The sequence below is a fragment of the Anaerofustis sp. NSJ-163 genome (assembly GCF_024135845.1).
GTDB classification, from domain to species: domain Bacteria; phylum Bacillota; class Clostridia; order Eubacteriales; family Anaerofustaceae; genus Anaerofustis; species Anaerofustis butyriciformans.
Window position 1 is genome coordinate 84,221 of sequence record NZ_JAMYJV010000006.1, and the last position, 25,034, is coordinate 109,254.

Sequence of the window (25,034 nt, forward strand, 5' to 3'; positions counted from 1 at the left end):
AAAATATAAAACGAAAGGAAATAAAAATTATGGATTTAAAAACAATTGCTAGTAATGTCAGAGTTGGCATTATTACAGAAGTAGCCGCTGCACAAAGTGGACATCCAGGCGGATCTTTATCAAGTGCTGATATCGTTACATATCTTTATTTTGAAGCTATGAACATCAATAAAGATAATCTTGATGATCCAAACAGAGACAAATTTATTTTAAGTAAAGGACATGCATCGCCTGTTTTATATGCTGCTCTTGCAGAAAAAGGAATCATCGAAAGAGATGAACTTAAAACATTTAGAAAAATCAACACAAGACTTCAAGGACATCCAGCTATTCATAAATGTCCAGGCGTTGATATGACTGCAGGTTCTTTAGGTTTAGGTTTCCCTGTTGCTGTTGGTCTTGCTCTTGGTAACAAAATTGACGGAAAAGATTCAACAGTTTACTGCTTATGTGGTGATGGTGAAATCCAAGAAGGTTCAATTTGGGAAGCTGCTATGGCTGCAAGCCACTACAAATTAGATAACTTAATCTTATATGTAGACAACAACAACTTACAAATTGATGGACCTATAACAGATGTTATGTCTCCATATCCAATTGATGAAAAATTTGCTGCATTTGGTTTCAATGTAATCAATGTAGAAGATGGTCATGATTTTGATCAACTTAGAGAAGCAAACGAAAAAGCTAAAGCTTGTAAAGGAAAACCTAGCGTAATTGTTTGTAAAACAGTAAAAGGTAAAGGTGTTTCATTCATGGAAAACCAAGTAGGTTGGCATGGAAAAGCTCCTAGTGAAGAACAAGCTAAAGAAGCTATTGAAGAATTAGGAGGTTGGAAATAATGAGTAAAATTGCTACAAGAGAATCTTACGGAAACGCTGTAACAGAACTTGGTAAAGAAAATCCTAATATCGTTGTATTAGATGCTGACTTAGCAGGTGCTACAAAATCAGGCGTATTTAAAAAAGCTTTCCCAGAAAGACATTTTAATGCTGGTATTGCTGAAACAGATATGGTTTGTTTAGCTGCAGGTTTATCTCTTGCAGGTAAAATCCCATTTGTTTCTACATTCGCTGTATTCGGTACAGGTAGAGCTTATGATGCTGTAAGAAACGCTGTATGTTATCCAAACTTAAATGTTAAACTTGCTTTAACTCATGCTGGTTTAACAGTAGGTGAAGACGGTGCTACTCACCAAATGTTAGAAGATATCGCTTTAATGAACGCTCTTCCAAACATGACAGTTATCGTTCCAGCTGATGATACAGAAGCTAGACAAGTTGTTAAAGCTGCTGTTGAAATCAATGGTCCTGTATTCATGAGATTTGCAAGAGCTGCTACTCCAGTAGTATTCGGCGATGACTATAAATTTGAAATCGGTAAAGCTGCAACAATTAAAGAAGGTAACGATGTTACATTAATCGCTTGCGGTATCATGGTTCAAAAAGCTTTAGAAGCTGCTGATGAACTTGCTAAAGAAGGAATCAACGCAAGAGTAATCAATATGGCTACTATCAAACCTCTTGATAAAGATGCTGTAATTAAAGCTGCTAAAGAAACAGGTGCTATCGTAACATGTGAAGAACACTCTATCTATGGTGGTCTTGGAAGCGTTGTTTCTCAAGCTTTAAGTAGTGAATGCCCAGTTCCTATGGAATACGTTGCAGTAAGAGATACATTTGGAGAAAGTGGTACACCTGATGCATTACTTGCTAAATACCACATCGATACTCCAGACATTATCGAAGCTGCTAAAAAAGCTGTTGGTAGAAAATAATGGACAAAAAACGGATTACTAAAGTATCCATAATAACTTTGATTATTATCGCTTTATGTATATTCGTTATAGACAAAGTAGGGTACGGTTTCTTTACCGACCCTACAAAACTAAAGGAGTTCATTTCCAGCTTTGGCATATGGGCACCTTTTGTTTTTTTTAGTTTGCAGTTTTTACAGGTTATTATGGCCTTCATTCCGGGAAATGTTCTTGGAGTGGTTGGAGGCGGGTTGTTTGGTCATTTTAACAGCTTTTTACTTAATTCAAGCGCCATTTATTTGGGAAGCATTGTAATGTTTATGCTTGGAAAACATTTTAGTGAAAAAGTTGCGTTAAAGTTTGTAAAACAAGAAACCTATGATCACTACTTAGAAATAGTGTCCGGTAAAAAAGGTAAACTTACATTATTTATTGCATTTTTATTACCATTTTTTCCTGATGATGCTTTATGTTTAATTGCCGGAAGCAGTAATTTAACATATAAAGAGTTTCTTATTTTTTTATTTTTAGGAAGAACTCCGGGAATAATTTTCCCAACTTTTCTTGGTGCAGGAATAATGGGAAAAGATTATAAATTGTTAGTTGCAATAAGTATTGTTTATGGTATTATATTATTTATAATATATTTTTTTAGAAACAAAATAATAAAAGATGATATAAAAGATGAGTAAGGAGTAAAGTATGCAACCGTATTATATTTTTGTAACAGGTGGAGTAGTTTCATCACTAGGAAAAGGCATCACAGCAGCAAGCTTAGGTAGACTTTTAAAAGCAAGGGGAATTAATGTTTTTATTCAAAAACTTGACCCATATCTAAACTTTGACCCTGGTACAATGTCTCCTTTCCAACATGGGGAAGTATTTGTAACAGAAGATGGTGCCGAAACTGACTTAGACCTTGGACATTATGAAAGATTTATAGACATTAATTGTTCAAATAAGAGTAATATTACTACAGGTAAAATATACTGGTCAATAATCTCTAAAGAAAGAAAAGGAGATTTCCTTGGTGGAACAGTACAAGTTATACCTCATATTACAAACGAAATTAAAGATTTTATTAAAGCAGCAGGAGAAGAATCAGGTGCTGATGTTGTTATTAGTGAAATCGGCGGTACGGTTGGAGATATAGAAAGCCAGCCTTTCCTTGAAGCAATCAGACAAATGAAAAGCGATTGCCCGGGAAGAGTATTGTACATTCATGTTACTCTTCTTCCATATCTTGGAAAAGCAATGGAGCTTAAAACAAAACCTACACAACATTCTGTAAAAGAACTTAGAAGCATAGGTATTCAACCAAATATCATTGTTCCAAGAAGCGAACTTCCTGTAAGCGAATCAATCAAAGAAAAAATTGCTTTATTCTGCGATGTTCCAAAAGAAGCTGTTATTCCTAACTATGATGCTGAAACTCTATACGAAGTACCAATGTCACTTGAAGATGAAGGTCTTGCAGATTACGTCATAAAATGCTTAAATATTCCTGCCAAAGAGCTTGATTTAAGTGAATGGGAAAAAGTAGTAGATAAAGTTAAATCAATGAACAAGAAAGTTAAAATTGCTCTTGTAGGTAAATACGTAAGCTTAAGAGATGCTTATTTATCTGTTGCGGAAGCTTTATATCATGGCGGAATAGAAAATGGGACAGAAGTTGAAATAGACTGGATAGATTCAGAAGAAATAAATGAATCAAACGTTAATGATATTCTTAAAGATGCAAACGGAGTTATCGTTCCAGGTGGATTTGGAACAAGAGGAATAAAAGGTAAAATGCTTGCATGTAAATATGCAAGAGAAAATAAAGTTCCTTTCCTTGGACTTTGCCTTGGAATGCAAGTTGCTGTTATCGAATTTGCAAGAAACGTTCTTGGAATAGAAGATGCAACAAGCTCCGAATTTGATGAAAACACAAAAAATCCTGTAATAGATTTAATGCCTGAACAAAAAGATGTTGATAAAAAAGGTGGCACAATGAGACTTGGCTCTTATCCTTGTGATTTAAAAGAAGGTACAAAAGCTTATGAAGCATATGGAGAAGAACATATCTCTGAAAGACACCGTCATAGATATGAAGTAAATAACGAATATAAAGACAGATTGGAAGAAGCAGGAATGATTATTTCCGGTCAATCACCAAATAGACTATTAGTTGAGATGGTAGAAATAAAAGACCATCCTTGGTATGTAGCAACACAAGCTCATCCTGAATTTAAAAGCAGACCTAACAGACCTCATCCTTTATTCAGAGAATTTGTCAAACATGCACTAAACAATAGTGTACAGTAATAAAATCAAAGACCGTTTAATGTTATATTAAACGGTCTTTTTCATATTTTCATCATTAAATACTAATTTTGCTTTAAATAAATCTTTATCAATGGATATGGAAAAATCAATATTCATTAAATCAGTAAAACTCTGTACGATTGATAAACCAAGTCCAAACCCTTCTAAATCTCTGGCTTTATCGGCTCTTGCAAACCTTGTTAATATTTCTTCACTTGTAAAATTCATTTCATAATTTGAAATATTGCTTATAATTATAGAAGGTTTATTCTCTTGTCTTTTAAGATCTATATATATTCTTGAACCCGTAAGAGAATATTTAACTGCATTTTGAATTAAATTTTCAAGGATTCTTCCAAGTTTTTCCCCGTCAGTATTAACAACAAAGTCATCTTCAAAATCAACTTTAACTGTTAATCCATTTTCTTCGATTTTATCGCTAAATTCTCCAATACTTTGGTTTATTATGCTTTTTAAATTTATATCACTATTGTTTAATTTAATATTTCCGCTGGATGCTTTTGATATTTCAAAGATATCTTCTACCAGTTTTTTTAATTTCTGAGATTTATTATCTAAAATTTCCAAATATTCTTTTGCTTTATCAGGCTTAATATCTTCTCTTTTCATTAAGTCCACATAGTTTATTATAGAAGTTAGTGGTGTTTTTAAATCATGGGAAACATTTGTAACAAGCTCGCTTTTCATTTTTTCACTTTTAACTTGTTCTTCAACGGTATTTTTAATATGCTCTTTAAGACTGTTTAAATTATATTCTATTTCTTTATAATAACTTTCGTCATTTAAATGTATATCAGTATAAAGACTTCCCTCTCCTAAACTTTCTATGTAATAATAAACTTCATCTATATCTCTTATGCTTTTAATGGAATAAACATATAACTTAACAATGGAATATAATAAATATATTAAACAGGCAAAGAAAAATCCTGTCATTAAATCGCTATAATATCCCATTCCTACAATAAGCAAAATTAAAATTATAAAAGATAGTCCTCCTGATATAACACATCTGGTAATTGAACCTATTATTCTTGAGCGGACTTTTTTACTGAAATTTGCTCTAACCTTAGTTGTTTTATATGAACTTGTTATATATTTATATAAACTGCAAGATATAATATTTGTATAATCATATTTAACAGCACAAATTATAAGAATTGCAAAAATAACAAGAACTATTTTAAATTCAAAAGCATTTATATTCATTAAAACAAAAAGTAAAATTAATATTCTTATTTCAATAAATGTATCATTAAATAATTTACCTAAAACTTCAAAAGTTTCCTTTAACCCAAATTTATCTTTTATAACTTTAAATAAAACAATTGAAAGTATCAAAAAGAAAATAAAATTAGATATGTTCATATAGGCATTTTTTCTATAATCGTTTAAACTTGAACCAAAGTATCCGTCTTCACTAAAATCATGGCTTATGGCAACATAAACGGTAGGAGGTTTTACAACATCTCTTAGAAAATAATTATCTGCATTATTCATATCAAAATTATTTGAAAGATTATATGATACACTTATATACTTTTGGACATTATTTATATAAACATCTGTTGCATTATTGGTAGTATTTATGAAAGTATATCCCTTTTTCTTATAATTACTTTCAAAGGTTTTAAGTGATGCTAAAGTAGTATTTGTATAAATTTCTCCGTTATTATTATCAACAATAAAATATAAAACCTCTGCCCCGTAGTTTTCAATTGTGTTAAGTTTTATTGAAGACCTTAGGGTCGTGGATAATTTTTTTATTTCAGCATTTTTATCTTTTACGGAATTATCAACATATACTTGATAATACTGATAATAAATACTGTTATTTAAATTTGCATGAAGATTATCAAGCTGAGATGCATATTCGGAAGAATTCAAATATCCATTTGAATTTACTACCTCATAGGAACGATTACTAATTATATCAGCAAAAGAATTTATCATTATCAACACTGATAAAAACATTATTAAACATATAGAAACCTGGCTAAATAATGTTTTATCTTTTCTAATATTTTTCAATTTTATATCCAATTCCCCACACCACCTTTAAATATTTTGGATTTTTAGGGTCTATTTCTATTTTTTCTCTTATATGTCTAATATGAACCGCAACGGTATTATCTGTCATATAAGAAATTTCACCCCATACGCTTTCATAAATTTCTTCAATTGAGAAAACTTTATTAGGTCTATTCATAAGTAATTTTAAAATTTTATATTCTGTACTGGTAAGTTTAACCTCTTCCCCATCAATAAAAACCTGTGCTGTTTCTGTATTTAAACTTAAACCTCCCGTAGTTAAAATATTGCTCGTTTCAGCTTTTGTCATATTACCTAAAACCGTATATCTTCTTATTAATGATTTAACTCTTGCAATAAGCTCCAATGGATTAAAAGGTTTTGTAACATAATCATCGGCACCTATATTTAGTCCTATTATCTTGTCAGTATCCTCTGACTTTGCGGAAAGAAAAATAACTGGAACATTTTTTTCTTTTCTTAATTTTGTTAGTGTTGATATTCCGTCTAATTTCGGCATCATAATATCCAATACAATCAAATGAATTTCCTCCTTTTTTACTACTTCCAAAGCAGCATAACCATCGTAAGCTTCAAATATGTTATAGCCTTCATTTGAAAGATATATATTTATTGCTTTTACAATTTCTTTATCGTCATCTACAACTAAAATATTATATGTGTCCATTTTATATCTCCTATTGAAATCTTGATATGATTATAAAACAAAATTTTTAATATTGATTATGGAAAAATATTAATATTTTATTAATATTTTATAATTTCAAATTCAAAAGAATTTCACTTTAACTTTTTTTATTTTTCACTTTTATTTCATTTTATTATTTTTTGGAATATATTACCGATTCAAAATTATTAAAATTCGACAATTTAATTGATAATGTAACAAATTATGTTATAATGATTAAATAAACGTCTAATAAAATTCTTAAAAAAATTAGATGTGTATTTTTGGTATTCAAAAAAACAGGACAGGAGTAAACATGATTACTTTAAAAGACGTATCGTTGATATATGAAGGCGGAGAAAATCCAGCTCTTAAAGATGTTAATATCAACATTGACAAAGGCGAATTTATTTTTGTTATAGGAAAGAGCGGCGCAGGAAAATCTTCATTAATAAAGTTAATTTTAAAAGAAATTGCACCTACAACAGGAGAAATTACCGTTGCAGGTTATGATTTAAATAAACTAAAAAGCAAACAAGTTCCATTCTTAAGGCGTCATGTTGGAGTTGTATTCCAAGATTATAGACTTCTTGAAAACAGAACTGTTTATGAAAATGTAGCTTTTGCAATGGAAGTTATGCAGCATAAACAAAGCAAAATACAAAAAAGAGTTCCAAACGTTCTTAGAATGGTAGGACTTAAAGATAAAGCAAGAAAATATCCCAACCAATTATCAGGTGGAGAGCAACAAAGAGTTGCAATTGCAAGGAGTATTATAAACAATCCTAAAATACTTATTTGCGATGAACCTACAGGTAACTTAGATCCACAAACCTCAATTGGCATTATGAAACTTCTTCATGATATTAATAAAAGAGGTACAACTTTACTTGTTGCAACACATGATAAAACTATCGTTGATGCTATGCAAAGAAGAGTTATAGCATTAAAAGACGGAGTAGTAATTGGAGACAGAAAAGGAGGATACGGCCATTAAACCATCAACTTTAAAGGTTTTTATAAGAGATTCCTTTCAAAATATAAAAAGAAATTCATTAATGAGTGTTGCTTCTATATTATCAGTAGTTGCCGCACTTATAATAATCGGTGTATTTTTAGTATTTGCACTTAATTTAAATTATATGACACAAGGCATTGAAGATAACCTTGAAATAAAAGTTTATCTTAATGACAACTTAAATGATACTCAATTAAGTCAAATAAAAACACAGCTTGAAAGCAGTAAACTTTGCAAAAGTGTAACTTATGAATCAAAAAATGATGCTCTAACTAATTTCAAGCAAGACTTTGGAGATAAATCATATCTGTTAAATGGATATGAGGGCAAAAATAATCCATTACCTGCATCTTATATAGTAAAAGTTACAGACTCTACAAGACTAAAAGATATGTATGAATATTCAAAAAATATAGAAGGCGTAAAAGATGTTGTTTACGGCGAAGAAGTTGTTGATAATTTGCTTAAATTCAACGACATGGCAAGTATAGTATGCATAATTATTTTTATAGTTTTAAGTATTGTAAGTATTTTTATTATTTATAACACAATCAAACTGACCGTTTATGCAAGAAGAAATGACATTACCGTTATGAAATACGTTGGTGCAACAGACTGGTTCATAAGATTTCCATTCTTAATAGAAGGAAGCATACTTGGATTACTGGGCTCTAGTGTATCAATATTAATAATAAGAAATATTTATTATTATGTGGTAGGTTTTATTCAAGGCGGTGGTACGGGACTTCCTATAGGAAGCAGCATAGCACCTCCTGGATTTATTATGGGGGAAGTTACAATTCTTTTTATAGTATATGGAATTATAATAGGAGCTGCAGGAAGCGCTTTTTCAATTAGAAAATTCTTAGACGTATAAAGGAGATAGACATGAAAAAGAAGATAATTCCCTTAATTTTGGTAATGGCTTTTATTACTACTTTGGTATTTTCACCAAATATAATAAATGCAAAAACCACAAAACAACAACTAAATGAAGTTGAAGATGAACTTGATACAAAAAAAGATTCTTTAGAAGACAAAGAAAATACCGCAAGCGATTTGGAAAATCAAATTGAAAGTTATGATACAAAAATTTCTAATTTAACAGAAAAAATTAATGAACAAGAAAAAAACAAAGAAGAAATTGAAAAAGAATTAGAAAAATCACAAAAAGAACTTAGAGAAGCAAAAGAGAAAAGAAAGAAATATCAAGATTTACTTTCAGAAAGAATGGAAGTAATGTATATGTATGGAGATACCGGTTATCTTGATTTAATATTCTCTTCTAAAAGTTTTTCCGATTTAATAAGTAAAGTTTCAACAGTGAAATCACTTGTAAGCTATGATCAAAGCATAGTAAAAGAACTTCAAGAAGTTGAAAATGAAATAAATACTAAAACAGAAAAAATTGCAAAAAACAAAGAAGAGTTGGAAAAAGTCATTGCTGACTTAACAGAAAATAAAGAAAGCCTGGATACATTAAGGGTTGCAAAAAATGCAGAACTAACAAATGTTAATGGAGATATTGATGATTTAAATGCAGAAATTGCAAAACTTGAAAAAAAGAAATCAGAACTTGACAATAAAATTGCTGCTCAAAGCGGTTCATCATCAAACAATAATTATAACTCTGGAACCGGAAAAGGGGCCCTCGGATGGCCAACACCGGGGAATTATTATATAACCAGTTATTTCGGATATAGAGATCAGCCTACCGCAGGTGCCAGTACAAATCACGGCGCGGTTGATATTGGAGTAAGTACGGGAACCCCTGTATTATCACCTGGAAATGGAGTCGTTACATATTCAGGATGGAACGGCGGATATGGTTATGCAGTATCAATAGACTGCGGAAATATAGGAGGAGATCATATTACAGTTCTACTTGCACATAACAGTTCTTTGGCAGTATCGACAGGACAAAAAGTTTCAAGAGGTCAAGTAGTTGCATATAGCGGAAGTACAGGTATTTCGACAGGACCGCATTTACATTTTGCCGTATATTGTAACGGTTATGCAGTTGATCCACTTAATTACGTAGACATTTAAAATTATAAATATAAAAATAAAAATAAAAAGGGGTTTTGAATAAATTCATTACCCCTTAAAACGCCTTTAAAAGCGGAGGGGAAAAATGTTAAAAAAATTTATTTCTTTTGCACTAATTTTATCAATAATAGTTTCTGTTACATTTTTACCAAATAATGTAAGTGCTAAAACTACACAAGAAAAATTAGATGAAGTTGAAGAACAAATCGACAAAAAAAAGGGAACGCTAAATTCTAAAGAAGATACCGCTAATATTTTGATAACAGAAATTGGTGATTATGAAACTGCAATAAGCGAGCTTACAACAACAATTAATGCACAAGAAGAAAAACAAACAAGTCTTGAAAAGGAGCTTAAAACATTACAAGAAGACTTAAAAAAAGCAAAAGATAAGAAAGTAAAATATCAAGATTTATTTTCTGAAAGAATGGAAACAATGTACATGTACGGAAATACCGGATATCTTGAATTAATATTTTCTTCAACGAGTTTTTCTGATTTAATAAGCAGAATTGTAACAATACAATCTCTTGTAAGTTATGACCAAAATATTATTTCTGAACTTGAAAAGATTGAAAGTGAAATAAATACAAAGACAAATCAAGTTGCATCTGATAAAAAAGAACTTGACACATTAGTTTCTAATTTAGAAAAAAACAAGCAAACAATGAACTTGGTTAAAGTTGCTAAAAATGCAGATTTACAAAATGTAAATGGTGATATAAACAGCTTAAAGAAAGAAATTGAAAACCTTGAAGCAAAACAGGAATCTTATAGTAATCAATTATCTGCCGACAGCGCAACAGATACAGATACTGTTTATGAAGAAAATACAAACAGTAATAAAAATGATGGTTCCAGTTCTTCGGGAAGTTCTTCAAGCAGTTCAAGCAGCAAGCTTTTATGGCCTACACCAGGAAATTACACTGTAACAAGCGAACAAGGCTGGAGAATTCATCCAATATTCGGATATGAAAAATACCATTCAGGAATGGATATAGGTTTAAGCTATGGTGATAAAGTAGTTGCTCCCGCAAGTGGAAAAATAACAAGAGCTTCTGATTATGGCGATGGATATGGAATTGCAATATCTATTGACTGCGGGAAAATAAACGGAAAACATGTTACTATTTTATTAGCTCATAACTCAAGAGCCGCAGTATCTGTTGGGCAAACAGTAAAAAAAGGACAAGTTGTTGCATACGGAGGTGCAACAGGATGGGCAACAGGTCCTCATTGTCATTTTGAAGTTCATGCCAATGGAGTAGTTCAAAATCCAAGAAATTGGTTATAAAAAAAGAGGTTTAAAACCTCTTTTTTTTATAACACATCGTTAAAAACTCTAAGTGCATTCCTATAAAATAATTTTTCTATTTCGTATATATTAAATCCTCTTTTTTCAAGAATAGGAATAAGTATTGGAACACCTGAACAATCTTTCATTTCAAGTTTACAGCTTATGCCGTCAAAATCACTTCCAAGAGCAATAACATCGCTTCCTCCAACATTTTTTATATATTCAATATGTCTTACAATATCTTCGTTTTTGCTTTCAAAAGTTGACATTAATTTATCCAAAGCATCATAGTCTTTTTTATTTAAAAGAGAAAATAAACTTTTTTTAGTTTCTTCATCTATATCCCTTAAAAATAAACTATAAAAATTTATCCCTATTACTCCCCCTTTATCTGCAATTTTTCTTATCATATCATCTGTTAAATTCCTTGAATTATTGCATAAACTTCTGGCACAGGAATGAGAAGCAATAAAAGGATGTTTACTTATATCATATACATCATAAAATCCTCCATCGTTTAAGTGAGATACATCTACAATCATACTCAGTTCGTTCATATATTCTACTGCTTCCCTGCCAAATCTTTTAAGCCCTAAGCTTTGCTCCATTGTATTTGGATAACCTATACAGTTTTCATAATTCCATGTAAGAGCAGCCATTCTAATCCCACAGTCATAATAATATTTAATATTATCAAAACTATTATCTACACTTCCCATATCTTCATTTGAAAGTATAATATTCTGCTTATTATCTTTTGTATCTTTTATAGATTTTATAAAGTTTATTTTTTCTTCATTTTCTTTTATCATTTTATGAGAAAAGTTTATTAGCTTTTTATAATTATCAATTTTATAATCTGATTTATCTTTTTCATCGAATAATGCAAATACTTGAATAAATGAATCCGCTTTTTTTAGTTTATTTAAATCAATATGTAAATTATTACTGTCAAAATCCAAAATATTTTCATAAAACATTTTAGAAAAAGTATCACAATGTAAATCTATTAATTTCATACAACCACCTTTTTTTAATCTATTTTATATTTTTATTGAAATATATACCTATATATTATATCATTATATCTCATATAAAACACAAATAATTACATTATCAAAATATAAGATAATTTGAAAAAAATTCTTAAAAATAGTATACTAATTTAACGAGGTGATTATATGGACTACATGATAAGAGGAAATTTAAAAAACAGACCAATAAGATTTTTTGTTATTTCTGCAAAAGATACAATAGAAAAAATGAGACAAATACACGAGGCAATGCCTAACGCTTCCGCTTGCGCAGGTAGAAGTTTAATGGCAACTGCATTAATCGGATATACAATGAAAAATGATGATGACATAGTTACTACAATTTTAAATTGTGATGGAGAAATTGGTAAAGTAACATGCACAGCTAACAACAAAGGACAAGTTAAATGCGACATAATAAATCCTAAAACAAATATATATTTAAACGAACTTGGGAAATTAGACGTAAAAAAAGTTGTTGGTAACGGAACTTTAAGGGTAATAAAAGATATAGGTTTAAGAGAACCTTATGTAGGAGAAACAGATATTGTAAGCGGTGAAATTGCTCAAGATTATACTTACTATTTTGCAATGAGTGAACAAACACCAAGTGTAGTGTCTCTTGGTGTACTAGTTGATAAAGATAAATTTGATATAATGTATGCAGGAGGGCTTATAATACAATTACTTCCCGGTAATACAGAGGAAGATATTGAATATCTTGAAGAAAAAGTTTCTCATTTAAAATATATGACTACACTCTTAAGCGAAGGAAAAACTCCCGAAGACATTATTAAAGAAATTTTCAATGATGAAGAAATTGAAATAACAGACAAACAAGATGTTGTTTATTTTTGTAACTGTTCAAGAGAAAAAATAGAAAAAGTTGTAATAGCGCTTGGGAAAAAAGAACTTGAGGATATTATTGCTACAGATCATAAAATAACTTTAAAATGTCATTTCTGCGGTAAGGAATATACATTATCAGAAGAAGAATTAAATAATTTACTAAAAGAGGCTTAATATGAATAAAGCTGATTTACACGTCCATACAATAATGTCAGATGGTATGCATACCGTAGAAGAGCTTATAAAAATGTGCAAAAAAAGAGGTATCACAACTATAGCAATCACTGACCATGACACAACAAAAGCCTTACAAAACATTCCTTCTTCATCTGATGTAAACATAATAAACGGAATTGAACTTTCCACAACATTTGACAATAAGAGCGTGCATATTTTGGGATACTATATTAATCCTGAAGATAAAGCTTTAAACGAAAAACTAAAATTTCTTAGAGAAAAAAGGAAAACCAGAGCAAAAAGAATGGTTGAAAAGCTGAAAGAAATTGAAGGTATAAACATTGATTATGAAGAAATAAAAGAAAAGAATCCTAAAAGTGCAATTGGAAGAGTTCATATAGCAAAAGAACTTTTTGAAAAACATTATGTCAAAAATATTGCAGATGCTTTTGAAAAATATATAGGAGATGATTCTCCCTGTTTTGTTAGAAACGAAAAACTTACCATAGAAGAAGCCGTTAATTTAATTAAAAATGCCGGAGGTATAAGCTTTTTAGCTCATCCTGGATTAATAAAAGATATGGAAAGTTATGAAGAAATTCTAAAGTATGGCATAGAAGGAATAGAAGTATTCTATCCTAAACACTCTGAAAAACAACGTCAGTTTTTTTATGATTTAGCAATAAAAAACAACCTTCTAATAAGCGGAGGTAGTGATTTTCACGGTCTTAAAATGAAAGGCAAGAATAAGCTTGCCAGTGCATATCTTACTGATAAATATTTAAATCAAATAATAAATTACCATAATAATATTTAATTTATTTTAATAAGGAGAAAAATAATGTTAAATGAATTAAAAAACATAGATAAGAATAAGGAGTTTATCATTAATGCTTTTATTAAAGCTAAAAATTTAAAAGTAAAAAGAATAACATATATATCAAATGAAGGATATGGCAGCGGAGTAAATATATATATTGCAAAAAAAGATAAATCTTTATTGCCTGTTGAAGTCTTTTTAGGACTTTGGTTAAAAAACACATTATGGGAAGAAGAATTAAACGACTTTAATTATTCAAAAAACGAATGTGAAACCATTTTTGAGGAATTATTTAAAGACATAGCAAATGAATATACATTAAAAAAATTAGCACCTAAAGATGCTTCAATAATTCTTGCAAAAGCCATTAAAAATGAACTTGACAATATTAAAAAGGAAAATGTTGAAGTAAATAATCCTGAAAATATAGAATTTTTAGATGTATCAGGTATTTATGTGAATAAAAAATATACACTTTCTACTCCTTTAATTTTAAGAAATACAGATGAAATAATTGATGCAATAGAACTTTTCTCCAATAATATAATGGGACAATATGAAGAAATGTTTTTGGAAAGTAAAGAAAGATATATATATTTCTTTTAGGTAAAACAATGAAAAAGTTCTTATTTATTTTAATGATATTATTTTTAGTATTTTCGTTTTGCGGTTGTAATAATTTAATTAACGATGAAGACGGAAAGATACAAAGTGATGATATTGCTCATAAATATATAGACGGAGAATATTATATATTTTCATCTAAATTTGATAATGATGCAAAAGCTGCTTATATGTCATTAAAGGTAAAAAACAGTATTATTACAAATATAGATTTTAACTATATATACCAAAATGAAAAATTATATATAAACAAAAAAAATATAAGCAATGAGATAACTTTTTATGTTAATTCTTTAAATACACAACTCCTCCAAAATCAAGAGACAATAAAAAACACAAATCCTGATTTTGAAGAAATATTTTCTGACTACTCAAAATTATTAACAGAAGGTCTTAACCTTGCAAAACAAGGAACAATTAAGTTAAGTTATGTTAATATTGACTATACTTATAGTGAAAAAACCACAAAATACGATAAAAATGGTTATGATGGAGAATTAATAGTCACATATAAAAATGGACTAATAAACAGTATATCTTATACAAAAAGAAACAATAAAAATGAAGTTGTTACATCAAACAATGATTTTTTAAGAACATTTAAAGATACAAATAATATTAATTATCAAAAATACATTCAAAATATTATAGATATGTCAATAGAAAAAGAAAGTATTGTTCTATCTACAAATAATTTAGATATAGATAAAGAGTACAACAGTCTTGCAAATAAAATAAACGAAAAATCAAAAGACTTCGATTATACAAAATATAAAATATTTAATAATATTGGAGAAAGTATTTAATATGGCACAATTATATTTTAGATATTCTACAATGAATGCAGGAAAATCAATTGAAGTATTAAAAATAGCTCATAATTACGAAGAACAAGGGAAAAACGTACTATTATTTACTTCTGAGCTTGATAATAGATATGGAAAAGGATTTGTTGCATCTAGAATAGGAATGAAAAAAGAAGCTATTGTTTTTAATGATGAAACAGATTTTAAACAAATTGTCCAAATGCAGGAAAAAGAAATTCATTGTATTTTAATTGATGAAGGTCAATTTCTAACAGGACAACATGTTTTAGATTTAACACAAATAGTAGATTATATGAATATACCTGTTATTGTATATGGATTAAAAAATGACTCTCAAAATAATTTATTTGAAGGAAGTTTAAACCTACTTATTTATGCCGATAAAATAGAAGAAATCAAAACTGTTTGCTGGTTTTGTAATAAAAAAGCCACAATGAATTTAAGAATAATAGATGGGAAACCTAATTATTCAGGAAAACAAATCCAAATAGGTGATAATCAAAACTATCTTCCGGTTTGCAGAAAATGTTATGGAAATCCAAAATTATAAACAATTTAAAAAGCTCCTCTGTTGAGGAGCTTTTTATGATAAAATGAGGGAATGATATGAAAATTTATTTACATATCATTTAGGGGAAATTATGAAAAAGTTTTTCAACTTTTTACTCTGTTAGTATACTATTACAAATTGATATCATATTGTTTTTAATGTGAAATTTTTAAGAATATTTTATGTCTTTTATTCTACATTTTATTTAGAAAACATATCATATATTTTTTTATATATCGCTATTTTATGTTATTACTCAATTAAATATTTTTAGTACAAACATTTATAAATTCTTTGTTATTTCTTGTCTTTTTCATTAGGTTAATTACTCTTTCAGAAAGCTCCAAGCTGTCCATAGAGTTTCTTCTTAAAAGATTAGCACAATTAAGTTCATCTTCTCTTAAAAGTAAATCTTCCCTTCTCGCTCCTGATTTTACAATATCAATTGCGGGAAATACTCTTCTTCTTGCGAGCGATTTATCAAGCACAAGTTCCATATTTCCGGTACCCTTAAATTCTTCAAAAATCAAATCATCCATTCTGCTACCCGTTTCAACCAATGCAGTAGCTAAAATCGTAAGACTTCCGCCATTTTCTATATTTCTTGCCGCACCAAAAAATTTCTTAGGATAATAAAGACTTTCCGGATCAAGTCCTCCAGATAAAGTTCTTCCTGAAGATGGAACAACAAGGTTATTTGCTCTTGTAAATCTTGTAATACTATCCATTAAAATTACAACATCTTCACCTATTTCAACAAGTCTTTTAGCCCTGTCTAAGACCATTTCAGCCGCTTTTATATGATTTGCAGGGTTTTGATCAAAGGTAGAATAAACCACGTCAGAATCAATGCTACGTTGTATATCAGTTACCTCTTCAGGACGTTCATCTATAAGTAAAACTATTAAATGTATATCAGGATTATTTACTCTTATTGCCTTTGCTATTTGTTTAAGAAGAATAGTTTTTCCTACCTTTGGCGCTGCTACTATAAGTCCTCTTTGCCCTTTTCCGATAGGAGAAAAAATATCTATCAATCTGGTTGAAATAATATTTTTTTCTGTTTCAAGATTTATTCGCTCGTCAGGGAAAATAGGTACAAGCTTTTCAAAATCTTTTCTTCCTACAATACTTTCAGGTGCTTTTCCGTTTACTTGTTCTACATATAATAGCGCATCGAACTTTTCACCTTCTCCCGAAAGCCTTATTCTTCCTCTTACCAAATCCCCTGCTTTAAGTTTATACTTTCTTATATGCTGTGGAGCCACATATATATCATTTTCACCTTGAAGATAATTATTTGTTCTTAAAAATCCATAACCGTCTGATAAAATATCCAAAACCCCTTCATGAGCTTCTGAATATAAAGTCATATCTTTTTCATCATTTTTTTGAAGTTTTTGTTTTTCTTCTTTTAGAATATCACTTGTCTTTCTTCCGTTTACACCTTCTAGAAAAAGCATTGCATAATACTTTTCACCTTCTTTTGGAGGTCTTACCTTTCCTGATAAAATATCTCCTGTCTTAATTTTAAACCTTTGAACCTGACTTGCAGCAACATAAACAGCATCTTCAGGCTTTTTCATATCCTTAGGACGTAAAAAAGCAAAGCCTTCAGGTAAGACTTGAACTTCACCTTCCATATTAAAACTATTTGAAATTGGATCTTTAAGTTTTGAATATCGTTTATTTTCTTCTTCTTCGTTTAGTTTTTCTAATATTAAATCAATAATTTCTTGTTTTTTTAACCCACTTATTTTTGTAATACCATATTCACAGGCTTTTTCTTTAAGCTCCGTTACTTTTAATTTTGATAATTCAATACTATTCATAAATACCTCCGGGAAAATGAAAAGAATAAAAATTAAATATATAAATATTTTGAAATTCAATATAAGATATCTACTATTTTACTATGATAAAAAAAATAAATCAATCAAATTGTTCTTATTTAAGTTTTTGTTAATATAATTTATAAAGGAGAAAAAAATGTGGATAGGAATTAATATTAATAAAATTATTTTTTATATATTTTTTTTAATAATACTTTATTACCTTACAAAAAAATTATTATTAAAAAGATAAATTACGGATTATTTAATATTCTAATCTAATTTTAATAAAAAAAGTGTAATTTTTTCCTTTTTTTTTCACAATTAAAACAACAAAGTATCATAGCATAATACTATACTAAATACCGTAAAACAAATAAGTTTTACAAATACAATTTCCCCTTTAATTTTAAAAATGTTATGATTTTCTTTAATTTAGGAAAGTATCCTTTAACAGGAAGAAATAAATAACAAAAAAAAGACCGTAAGGTCTTTTTTTATTTAGTATATTCTATTATTAAATGTCTGTTTGTACCTTCATCAACAGAATATGTTGTTATATGTTCCCTGCCTTGAAGATATGAATGAATAATTCTTCTTTCATATGGATTCATTGGTTCAAGTTCAACATTTTTTCTTCTTTTTACGGCTTTAGTAGCAAGTTTATCTGCCAAATGTTCCAAGGTTTCTTTTCTTTTTTCTCTATAATTGTTTATATCAAGAATTACTCTAATATAATTTTCAGAACTCTTATTTACAACAAGACTTGTTAAATATTGTAAAGAATCTAATGTTTGACCATGTTTTCCAATTAATACACCTGTATTTTCTATATCAAGAGAAATAAACATATTTTCATCTTTTTCATCATAATCAATGCTTATAGAATGTTCAATACCCATTTTATTTAAAACACTGTCTAAGAATTCTTTTGCAATTTCATCAAATTTTTCAATTAAAAATACTTCTACCTTAGCACTTTTTGCACCTATTCCCATAAAACCTGAAGTAGGCATTTCTAAAACTTTTGTATCAACTTCTTCGCTTGTTGCATTAAGTTTTTCAAGAGCATCTTTTATTGCATCTTCAATTGTCTTACCTTTTCCTATTGCGCTTTTTCTTCTTTCCATTAGATACCTCCGTATAATTACTTATAGGTTTTACATGTAAAGATTCAGCTGTTACAGGCATAAATTTATACATAATTTCTGTTTGTAAAATACCAAGTAATGTCGTTGCTGCCCAGTATATAGCAAGAGCTCCTGGGAATGTTAAAGACATCCAGCCTATCATTAATGTCATAACAAAATTCATCATTTGCATACTGCCGCCCATTTGATTAGGTTGGTTAGCCATTGATTGTTTCATTTGAATATAAGTAGCTAAAGTAGTAATTATAGGAATAATTAGGGCATATAAAGTATCAAGAGAAAACCCGGTTGTTCTAACAATATCCATTGCAGATATACTTATATCTTTTAACCAGAAAAATGACATAGAGATATTTGTCATTCCCTCAGTAAAAACATATGCTTCTGGTTGTCTTATAACACCAAATAAACCAATGATTATAGGAAATTGAATTAACAAAGGAAGACAACCACTCATTGGATTATAATTATATTTTTCGTAAACTTTCCACATTTCTTCGCCTTGTTTGGCTTTATCATTTTTATACTTTTCCTGAACTTTCATAACTTCAGGATTGATAACTTTCATAATTTGCGTTGATTTAATTTGTTTGTATGTAAGTGGAAGCAAAATGATTTTTGCAAATAAAGCAAAAAGAATAATTGCAAGCCCGTAGTTACCTATAAAATTATAGAGAAACAACAAAACTTTTCCAAATAACATATATAAATACGACATGTTTTTTCTTTTTTCCTCCTATAGAAATTTTTCCGGTACCGGGTCGTATCCCCCTTTTGAAAAAGGGTTACATCGTAAAACTCTGTATACACTTAATATAGTGCCTTTAAAAAAACCATGTTTTTTATAAGCTTCAATAGCATAATTTGAGCATGTTGGAATATACTTACAACACGGTCTTTTTAATCCAGATAAATATTTTTGATAGAAGATTACCAGTTTAGTCATCAATTTAGCCATTTTCATTCACCTTTAATAATCCAAGTTTTTTAATCAAATGAAGAAATGAATTATTCAATGTTTGATAATCAATATCTTTTGCTTTAACTCTGACAATGCATATTATATCATAGCCGTCTTTTATTTGGTATGCATTTAACCTAGAAATTTCCCTAAGTCTTCTTTTTATTTTATTTCTGGTTACCGCATTGCCAACTTTTTTACTTACCGAAAAACCTATTCTGCTTTCATTATCGGTTTTTAAAATATATAAAACCAAATGTCTGTTTGCAAAAGATTTTTGGTTATTGTAAACTTTTTTAAAATCTATACTGTTTTTTAATCTTTGCATGATTTACCCTTATCATATATAAAAAAAGGCTACATTTACAGTAGCCCTAGCAGTTAATATCTAAGCAGATAATTGTTTTCTACCTTTTCTTCTTCTATTTCTGATTACATTTTTTCCGCCTGGAGTAGACATTCTGCTTCTGAAACCATGATTTTTCTTTCTTTTATGATTGTTTGGTTGAAAAGTCCTTTTCATAAGAATATGCCTCCTTCTATATTATACTTAGTCCAAATTATATCTTTTCTTAAATCTATCAACTCTACCGCCTGTATCTACAAGTTTTTGTTTTCCTGTATAGAATGGATGACATTTTGAACAAATTTCCACACGGATTTCGTCTTTTACAGAACCTGTTTCAAAAGTATTTCCACAAGCGCAAGTAACTGTGCATTTACCATAGTTTGGATGGATTCCTTCTTTCATTTCTTTCACCCCTTTTGACAAATTATTATATAAAAATAATTTTATATTCTTTTACTATATTCGTAGCCTAATAAGTATACTATTTTTTTTACAATAATGCAAATGTTTTTTTTATTTTTTATAATATTTTTTTTATCATGCTTTTACTTATGTTTATTTTATGGTAAAATTTATTAGCATTATTATAATAATATAAGGTGAAAGATGAAAAGTAAACAAGAAAGAACAAGAAATTTTTGCATTATTGCACATATTGACCATGGTAAATCAACCTTGGCAGACAGATTAATAGAAAAAACAGGCTTAATAGCCAAAAGAGATATGACAAGTCAAGTTCTTGATAAAATGGACCTTGAACAAGAAAGAGGAATAACTATTAAACTTCAAGCTGTAAGACTTGTTTATGAAGCAAAAGACGGTGAAGAATACTATCTAAATCTTATAGATACACCGGGACATGTTGACTTTACTTATGAAGTATCACGTTCTCTTGCTGCATGCGAAGGTGCAATATTAATAGTAGACGCAACTCAAGGAATTCAAGCACAAACAATGGCAAATGTATACCTTGCTCTTGAAAACGACCTTGAAATTATTCCTGTAATAAATAAGATAGACCTTCCAAGCGCAGACCCTGAAATAGCAAGAAGGGAAATTGAAGATTATATCGGTCTACCTGCAGATGAAGCACCTCTTATTTCAGCGAAAGAAGGAATAAATATAGAAGATGTTTTAGAAGCAATCGTAAAAGATATTCCATCTCCAAAAGAAAACAACAAACAACCACTAAGAGGACTTATTTTCGACTCATATTATGATCAATATAAAGGGGTTGTTATAAGTACAAGAATAGTTGACGGTGAAATAAAAAAAGGCACAAAAATTAGATTTTACGCAACAGGAAAAGAATTTGAAGTTGAAGAAGTTGGAATCTTTACAAGCACTTTAACTCCTGTAACAAAACTTGAAAGTGGAGATGTAGGATATGTTTGTGCCAGCATAAAAAATGTTGAAGACACAAGAGTTGGGGACACAATAATGGATGCTCATAACATGGCAAGTGAACCTCTACCTGGATATAAAAGCATTACTCCAATGGTTTACTGCGGTATCTACCCTGCTGACGGAAGCAAATATGAGGACTTAAAGGAAGCTTTGGGAAAACTTAAATTAAACGATGCTTCTTTATTATATGAACCTGAAACTTCCGTTGCTCTAGGATTTGGTTTTAGATGCGGATTTTTGGGACTTTTACACTTAGAAGTAACACAGCAAAGAATAGACAGAGAATATAATATAGATATTGTAACAACAACTCCAAGCGTTATATATCATGTAACAAAAACAGACGGCAGTGAACTTAAAGTAGACAACCCTACAAATCTTCCTCCAATTCAAGAAATAAGTTACATGGAAGAACCTTTTGTTGATGCCAATATAATGCTTCCAAGTGAATATGTTGGAGCTGTTATGGAAATTTGTCAAAATAAAAGAGGCATTTACAAAACAATGGACTACATTGATGAAAACAGAGTTAACTTAAAATATGAAATGCCTTTAAATGAAATTATTTACGATTTCTTTGATACATTAAAATCAAGAACAAAAGGATATGCTTCTCTTGATTATGAACTACTTGATTATAGAAAGTCAGACCTTGTAAAACTTGATATACTTCTAAACGGAGAAATGGTAGATGCACTTTCATTTATCGTTCACCGTGACAAAGCTCAAGCAAGAGGAAGACTTATTGTAAAAAAACTTAAAGAAGAAATTCCAAGACAAATGTTTGAAATCCCTATTCAAGCAGCAATAGGCGGAAAAATCATTGCAAGAGAAACCGTAAGAGCTTTAAGAAAAGACGTTTTAGCTAAATGTTACGGTGGAGATATTTCAAGAAAAAGAAAGCTTCTTGAAAAACAAAAAGAAGGGAAAAAGAAAATGCGTCAAGTTGGTAAAGTTGAAGTTCCTCAAGATGCATTTACGGCAGTGCTTAAATTAGATGAATAATATTTCAATATATATACACACACCATTTTGTAAACATAAATGTTATTACTGTGATTTTGCTTCTTATGCAAATAGTGAAAACTACATTAGAGATTATTATGAAGCATTAGGTAAAGAAATTCTTTTAAAAAAGGAACAGCTAAAGAGTAGAAGTATTTCTACTCTTTATTTTGGCGGAGGAACTCCAAGTTATGTAGACAGCCAATATATAGGTCAAATCATAAATATCATTAAATCAAATTTTAATTTTGAAGATAATGCTGAAATAACAATAGAGCTTAACCCCGAAAGTGTAACAAAAGAAAAACTTCAAGATTACAAAAATTTTGGTTTTAACCGACTAAGTATGGGATTACAATCTGCAAATAATGAAACTTTAAAAAAGATAGGAAGAATACACACTGTAGAGAAATTTAAAGAAGCTTTTCTCCTTTCAAGAGAAGAAGGCTTTAACAATATAAATGTAGATTTAATGTTTTCTCTACCGAATGAAAAATTAATAAATTTTATTGATTCTTTAGAATTTGTATTATCCCTTAATCCAGAACATATTTCTACCTATTCTCTTATATTGGAAAAAGGTACAAAGCTTTACGATTATTACCAAAACAACAATATAGAGCAAAACGATAATTTAGACAGACAAATGTATCATTATTTAATACAAAAATTAAATGAATATGGATATAATCAATATGAAATTTCGAACTTTGCAAAAGATGGATATGAAAGCAGACATAATTTAAGATGTTGGGACTTTTATGATTATGTAGGATTTGGGAGCAATGCTTCAAGCTTTAATGATAATAAACGGAGTACAAATAAAGAAAATATAAAAGATTATATTGAAGACATAAAAAAAGATACTATTCCAATAAAAGAAGAACATATACTTACAAATGAAGAATTAATTGGAGATTATATTATGCTAGCATTAAGAAAAACAAAAGGCTTAGACATAGATGATTTTAATAAAAAGTTTAATTTAGATTTTGAGGATATATATAAAGACAAAATAAATAAATTTAAAGAAATGGGACTTGTACAAATAAAAAACAATCATTTTTCTTTAACATATAAAGGACTGGATTTTGCAAATGTTGTAATGATGGAATTCATATAAAAAAAAGCACTGAAATCAGTGCTTTTTTATTTTGATTTAAAATGAACATATTCTCTTTCAACATAATTACTTGTCATTGCCGCAAGAGCTGCACCATAATCAAGTTTAAAAGATATTACATCACCAAACTTATACATATTATCGGCATTTGTTAAATCAAGTATAGTATGGTCACTGCTCGCTCCCAAAATTTCTATATCACTATCAACAGGTTCCATCCCCTCTATCTTTACATCTTGTCTTCCTAAAGCAACAATTGCTCTTCTCATTGTTCCTTTATTCGTAAATTCAGGAGTATTCCCAAATGCATCCATACCAATTTCTCCAATTGGAACAGAAGGTTTTTCTTTTAATTCCACTATTTGAGCTTCTAAAATAAAGTTATCATGATAAAGCCCCTCTACAGGTTTACCATAAGTTGTTTCATTACCTAATAATATAACTTCACCAAGTCTTAGATTGTTTATTCCGCTTATCATCTCTCCACTTTCAACTAAAGTATAAGAACTTGAATTACCTCCTGAAACAACTTTTAACTCAATATCAAAATCTTCTTCAATTCTTTCTTTAATTTTAACAAGTTTTGAAAGATTATCAGGTCTTGGAATAACACCACCAAAACAAGTAAGATTTGTTCCTATTCCATAAAGCTCAATATTTTTAAGCTGTAATATTTTATCTATATCACTATATAAATCATCAGTACTAAAATAACCTTCCCTTAAATCCCCAAGATCTACCATTAAAATAACTTTATGTACTTTATTTTGTTTATATGCTTCTTTATTTAATAGTCTTATTGTTTTTAATTCGCTGTTTAAAGATACATCACTATATCTGATAACATCTTCTATTTCACATTCCATAGGAATTCTTATAAGCCATTTTTGCATATTGAAACAACTTAACTTTTTAAGATTTTCAATTCTGGAATCACCAAATGCATTTGCTCCACCTGTAACAAAACATTCTGCAATATTCTCGTCTGCCAAAAACATCTTTGTTACAGCCGTTACATTAATATCGTACTTTGCACATTTTTCACATACTTTTGAAGTATTCTCCCTTATTCCTGCTAAGTTTATTTTAATTTTGGGAAACATAATATTACTCCTTTTATATAAAGTTTTATAAATTTTTTTCAATCTTGTTTCAATA

The 25,034-nt window shown here is 29.2% G+C and carries 26 protein-coding genes; 15 read left to right on the top strand and 11 right to left on the bottom strand.

Annotated elements, in window-relative coordinates; all coding sequences use genetic code 11:
* The first annotated feature begins 5 nt into the window (after nt 1–5).
* From M6G78_RS08910 to M6G78_RS08925, 4 genes are read left to right on the top strand one after another with little or no spacing between them, the layout of a single operon-like run.
* On the top strand, nt 6–842 hold the full coding sequence (locus M6G78_RS08910; RefSeq protein WP_371922840.1) for a transketolase: 837 nt from the start codon (nt 6–8) through the stop codon (nt 840–842).
* The gene (locus M6G78_RS08915) at nt 842–1,777 is read left to right on the top strand and encodes a transketolase family protein (protein ID WP_253230191.1); all 936 of its coding nucleotides are present in this window, start codon (nt 842–844) and stop codon (nt 1,775–1,777) included. The genes M6G78_RS08910 and M6G78_RS08915 overlap by 1 nt, the downstream gene beginning before the upstream one ends.
* Nucleotides 1,777–2,448, top strand: a complete 672-nt coding sequence (locus tag M6G78_RS08920; RefSeq protein ID WP_253230192.1) for a TVP38/TMEM64 family protein — start codon at nt 1,777–1,779, stop codon at nt 2,446–2,448. The genes M6G78_RS08915 and M6G78_RS08920 overlap by 1 nt, the downstream gene beginning before the upstream one ends.
* 10 nt (nt 2,449–2,458) lie before the next feature.
* The gene (locus M6G78_RS08925; protein WP_253230193.1) at nt 2,459–4,063 is read left to right on the top strand and encodes a CTP synthase; all 1,605 of its coding nucleotides are present in this window, start codon (nt 2,459–2,461) and stop codon (nt 4,061–4,063) included.
* 27 nt (nt 4,064–4,090) lie between these two features.
* On the opposite strand, the gene M6G78_RS08930 is transcribed toward M6G78_RS08925, so the two are convergent.
* Both M6G78_RS08930 and M6G78_RS08935 read right to left on the bottom strand, forming a co-directional pair.
* Complete coding sequence (locus M6G78_RS08930; RefSeq protein WP_253230194.1) at nt 4,091–6,127, bottom strand: HAMP domain-containing sensor histidine kinase; 2,037 nt, start codon at nt 6,125–6,127, stop codon at nt 4,091–4,093.
* Nucleotides 6,102–6,803 carry a response regulator transcription factor gene (locus M6G78_RS08935; protein WP_253230195.1) on the bottom strand — a complete coding sequence of 234 codons (702 nt, stop codon included), beginning with the start codon at nt 6,801–6,803 and terminating at the stop codon, nt 6,102–6,104. The genes M6G78_RS08930 and M6G78_RS08935 overlap by 26 nt, the downstream gene beginning before the upstream one ends.
* A 316-nt stretch (nt 6,804–7,119) precedes the next feature.
* On the opposite strand from M6G78_RS08935, the gene ftsE reads away from it, so the two are divergent.
* From ftsE to M6G78_RS08955, 4 genes are all read left to right on the top strand, one after another.
* Nucleotides 7,120–7,800: a cell division ATP-binding protein FtsE gene (ftsE, locus tag M6G78_RS08940; RefSeq protein ID WP_138268227.1), complete on the top strand. Its 681-nt coding sequence runs from the start codon at nt 7,120–7,122 to the stop codon at nt 7,798–7,800.
* On the top strand, nt 7,769–8,698 hold the full coding sequence (gene ftsX / locus M6G78_RS08945; RefSeq protein ID WP_253230196.1) for a permease-like cell division protein FtsX: 930 nt from the start codon (nt 7,769–7,771) through the stop codon (nt 8,696–8,698). Before ftsE ends, ftsX begins: the two co-directional genes overlap by 32 nt.
* 11 nt (nt 8,699–8,709) lie before the next feature.
* A complete protein-coding gene (locus M6G78_RS08950) occupies nt 8,710–9,870 on the top strand; it encodes a murein hydrolase activator EnvC (RefSeq protein ID WP_253230197.1) in 1,161 nt (386 codons plus the stop codon).
* Nucleotides 9,871–9,955: 85 nt separating this feature from the next.
* Nucleotides 9,956–11,164 (top strand): murein hydrolase activator EnvC, encoded by a 1,209-nt coding sequence (locus M6G78_RS08955; RefSeq protein WP_253230198.1) that lies wholly within the window; start codon nt 9,956–9,958, stop codon nt 11,162–11,164.
* A 26-nt stretch (nt 11,165–11,190) separates the two neighbouring features.
* Here the strand turns inward: M6G78_RS08955 and M6G78_RS08960 are convergent, their stop codons facing one another.
* A complete protein-coding gene (locus tag M6G78_RS08960) occupies nt 11,191–12,186 on the bottom strand; it encodes a dipeptidase (protein WP_253230199.1) in 996 nt (331 codons plus the stop codon).
* Between the two features lie 162 nt (nt 12,187–12,348).
* Here M6G78_RS08960 and hslO point away from each other — a divergent pair, with 162 nt between their 5' ends.
* Genes hslO through M6G78_RS08985 form a run of 5 tightly spaced genes read left to right on the top strand, consistent with a single transcriptional unit; the run spans nt 12,349 to nt 16,048 of the window.
* A complete protein-coding gene (gene hslO / locus M6G78_RS08965) occupies nt 12,349–13,224 on the top strand; it encodes an Hsp33 family molecular chaperone HslO (protein ID WP_253230200.1) in 876 nt (291 codons plus the stop codon).
* 1 nt (nt 13,225) lies between these two features.
* Complete coding sequence (locus M6G78_RS08970) at nt 13,226–14,044, top strand: PHP domain-containing protein (RefSeq protein ID WP_253230201.1); 819 nt, start codon at nt 13,226–13,228, stop codon at nt 14,042–14,044.
* A gap of 24 nt (nt 14,045–14,068) precedes the next feature.
* On the top strand, nt 14,069–14,653 hold the full coding sequence (locus M6G78_RS08975; protein WP_253230202.1) for a hypothetical protein: 585 nt from the start codon (nt 14,069–14,071) through the stop codon (nt 14,651–14,653).
* 8 nt (nt 14,654–14,661) lie between these two features.
* Nucleotides 14,662–15,477, top strand: coding sequence for a hypothetical protein (locus tag M6G78_RS08980; protein WP_253230203.1), 816 nt, complete (start codon nt 14,662–14,664; stop codon nt 15,475–15,477).
* Between the two features lies 1 nt (nt 15,478).
* Complete coding sequence (locus tag M6G78_RS08985) at nt 15,479–16,048, top strand: thymidine kinase (protein WP_253230204.1); 570 nt, start codon at nt 15,479–15,481, stop codon at nt 16,046–16,048.
* 260 nt (nt 16,049–16,308) lie between these two features.
* Here the strand turns inward: M6G78_RS08985 and rho are convergent, their stop codons facing one another.
* From rho to rpmE, 7 genes are all read right to left on the bottom strand, one after another.
* On the bottom strand, nt 16,309–17,880 hold the full coding sequence (gene rho / locus M6G78_RS08990) for a transcription termination factor Rho (protein ID WP_253230205.1): 1,572 nt from the start codon (nt 17,878–17,880) through the stop codon (nt 16,309–16,311).
* 497 nt (nt 17,881–18,377) lie between these two features.
* Entirely contained in the window at nt 18,378–19,010 is a 633-nt protein-coding gene (gene jag, locus M6G78_RS08995; RefSeq protein ID WP_253230206.1) for an RNA-binding cell elongation regulator Jag/EloR, read from the bottom strand.
* Nucleotides 18,976–19,749, bottom strand: a complete 774-nt coding sequence (locus tag M6G78_RS09000; RefSeq protein WP_253230207.1) for a YidC/Oxa1 family membrane protein insertase — start codon at nt 19,747–19,749, stop codon at nt 18,976–18,978. The genes jag and M6G78_RS09000 overlap by 35 nt, the downstream gene beginning before the upstream one ends.
* 18 nt (nt 19,750–19,767) lie before the next feature.
* Nucleotides 19,768–19,989: a membrane protein insertion efficiency factor YidD gene (gene yidD / locus M6G78_RS09005; protein WP_138268553.1), complete on the bottom strand. Its 222-nt coding sequence runs from the start codon at nt 19,987–19,989 to the stop codon at nt 19,768–19,770.
* On the bottom strand, nt 19,982–20,320 hold the full coding sequence (gene rnpA / locus M6G78_RS09010; RefSeq protein WP_253230208.1) for a ribonuclease P protein component: 339 nt from the start codon (nt 20,318–20,320) through the stop codon (nt 19,982–19,984). The genes yidD and rnpA overlap by 8 nt, the downstream gene beginning before the upstream one ends.
* Nucleotides 20,321–20,380: 60 nt before the next feature.
* Nucleotides 20,381–20,515 carry a 50S ribosomal protein L34 gene (gene rpmH, locus M6G78_RS09015; protein ID WP_138268555.1) on the bottom strand — a complete coding sequence of 45 codons (135 nt, stop codon included), beginning with the start codon at nt 20,513–20,515 and terminating at the stop codon, nt 20,381–20,383.
* A 27-nt stretch (nt 20,516–20,542) separates the two neighbouring features.
* Nucleotides 20,543–20,743: a 50S ribosomal protein L31 gene (gene rpmE, locus M6G78_RS09020; protein ID WP_138268556.1), complete on the bottom strand. Its 201-nt coding sequence runs from the start codon at nt 20,741–20,743 to the stop codon at nt 20,543–20,545.
* 204 nt (nt 20,744–20,947) lie between these two features.
* Here rpmE and lepA point away from each other — a divergent pair, with 204 nt between their 5' ends.
* The gene (gene lepA, locus M6G78_RS09025; RefSeq protein ID WP_138268557.1) at nt 20,948–22,753 is read left to right on the top strand and encodes a translation elongation factor 4; all 1,806 of its coding nucleotides are present in this window, start codon (nt 20,948–20,950) and stop codon (nt 22,751–22,753) included.
* Complete coding sequence (gene hemW, locus M6G78_RS09030) at nt 22,746–23,876, top strand: radical SAM family heme chaperone HemW (RefSeq protein WP_138268558.1); 1,131 nt, start codon at nt 22,746–22,748, stop codon at nt 23,874–23,876. Before lepA ends, hemW begins: the two co-directional genes overlap by 8 nt.
* Nucleotides 23,877–23,902: 26 nt before the next feature.
* Here hemW and orr read toward each other — a convergent pair whose 3' ends face one another.
* The gene (gene orr / locus M6G78_RS09035; protein WP_253230209.1) at nt 23,903–24,979 is read right to left on the bottom strand and encodes an ornithine racemase Orr; all 1,077 of its coding nucleotides are present in this window, start codon (nt 24,977–24,979) and stop codon (nt 23,903–23,905) included.
* Nucleotides 24,980–25,034: the final 55 nt, after the last annotated feature.

What these genes read in the sequence shown, in the direction of transcription:
- M6G78_RS08950 (WP_253230197.1), top strand. Translation starts at nt 8,710, where the DNA reads ATGAAAAAGAAGATAATTCCCTTAATTTTGGTAATGGCTTTTATTACT.
- M6G78_RS08960 (WP_253230199.1), bottom strand. Translation starts at nt 12,186, where the DNA reads ATGAAATTAATAGATTTACATTGTGATACTTTTTCTAAAATGTTTTAT.
- lepA (WP_138268557.1), top strand. Translation starts at nt 20,948, where the DNA reads ATGAAAAGTAAACAAGAAAGAACAAGAAATTTTTGCATTATTGCACAT.
- M6G78_RS08970 (WP_253230201.1), top strand. Translation starts at nt 13,226, where the DNA reads ATGAATAAAGCTGATTTACACGTCCATACAATAATGTCAGATGGTATG.
- rpmE (WP_138268556.1), bottom strand. Translation starts at nt 20,743, where the DNA reads ATGAAAGAAGGAATCCATCCAAACTATGGTAAATGCACAGTTACTTGC.
- M6G78_RS08935 (WP_253230195.1), bottom strand. Translation starts at nt 6,803, where the DNA reads ATGGACACATATAATATTTTAGTTGTAGATGACGATAAAGAAATTGTA.
- orr (WP_253230209.1), bottom strand. Translation starts at nt 24,979, where the DNA reads ATGTTTCCCAAAATTAAAATAAACTTAGCAGGAATAAGGGAGAATACT.
- yidD (WP_138268553.1), bottom strand. Translation starts at nt 19,989, where the DNA reads ATGGCTAAATTGATGACTAAACTGGTAATCTTCTATCAAAAATATTTA.
- M6G78_RS08955 (WP_253230198.1), top strand. Translation starts at nt 9,956, where the DNA reads ATGTTAAAAAAATTTATTTCTTTTGCACTAATTTTATCAATAATAGTT.
- rnpA (WP_253230208.1), bottom strand. Translation starts at nt 20,320, where the DNA reads ATGCAAAGATTAAAAAACAGTATAGATTTTAAAAAAGTTTACAATAAC.
- M6G78_RS08980 (WP_253230203.1), top strand. Translation starts at nt 14,662, where the DNA reads ATGAAAAAGTTCTTATTTATTTTAATGATATTATTTTTAGTATTTTCG.
- hemW (WP_138268558.1), top strand. Translation starts at nt 22,746, where the DNA reads ATGAATAATATTTCAATATATATACACACACCATTTTGTAAACATAAA.
- M6G78_RS08920 (WP_253230192.1), top strand. Translation starts at nt 1,777, where the DNA reads ATGGACAAAAAACGGATTACTAAAGTATCCATAATAACTTTGATTATT.
- rpmH (WP_138268555.1), bottom strand. Translation starts at nt 20,515, where the DNA reads ATGAAAAGGACTTTTCAACCAAACAATCATAAAAGAAAGAAAAATCAT.
- M6G78_RS08915 (WP_253230191.1), top strand. Translation starts at nt 842, where the DNA reads ATGAGTAAAATTGCTACAAGAGAATCTTACGGAAACGCTGTAACAGAA.
- M6G78_RS08975 (WP_253230202.1), top strand. Translation starts at nt 14,069, where the DNA reads ATGTTAAATGAATTAAAAAACATAGATAAGAATAAGGAGTTTATCATT.
- rho (WP_253230205.1), bottom strand. Translation starts at nt 17,880, where the DNA reads ATGAATAGTATTGAATTATCAAAATTAAAAGTAACGGAGCTTAAAGAA.
- M6G78_RS08925 (WP_253230193.1), top strand. Translation starts at nt 2,459, where the DNA reads ATGCAACCGTATTATATTTTTGTAACAGGTGGAGTAGTTTCATCACTA.
- M6G78_RS08985 (WP_253230204.1), top strand. Translation starts at nt 15,479, where the DNA reads ATGGCACAATTATATTTTAGATATTCTACAATGAATGCAGGAAAATCA.
- jag (WP_253230206.1), bottom strand. Translation starts at nt 19,010, where the DNA reads ATGGAAAGAAGAAAAAGCGCAATAGGAAAAGGTAAGACAATTGAAGAT.
- hslO (WP_253230200.1), top strand. Translation starts at nt 12,349, where the DNA reads ATGGACTACATGATAAGAGGAAATTTAAAAAACAGACCAATAAGATTT.
- M6G78_RS09000 (WP_253230207.1), bottom strand. Translation starts at nt 19,749, where the DNA reads ATGTCGTATTTATATATGTTATTTGGAAAAGTTTTGTTGTTTCTCTAT.
- ftsE (WP_138268227.1), top strand. Translation starts at nt 7,120, where the DNA reads ATGATTACTTTAAAAGACGTATCGTTGATATATGAAGGCGGAGAAAAT.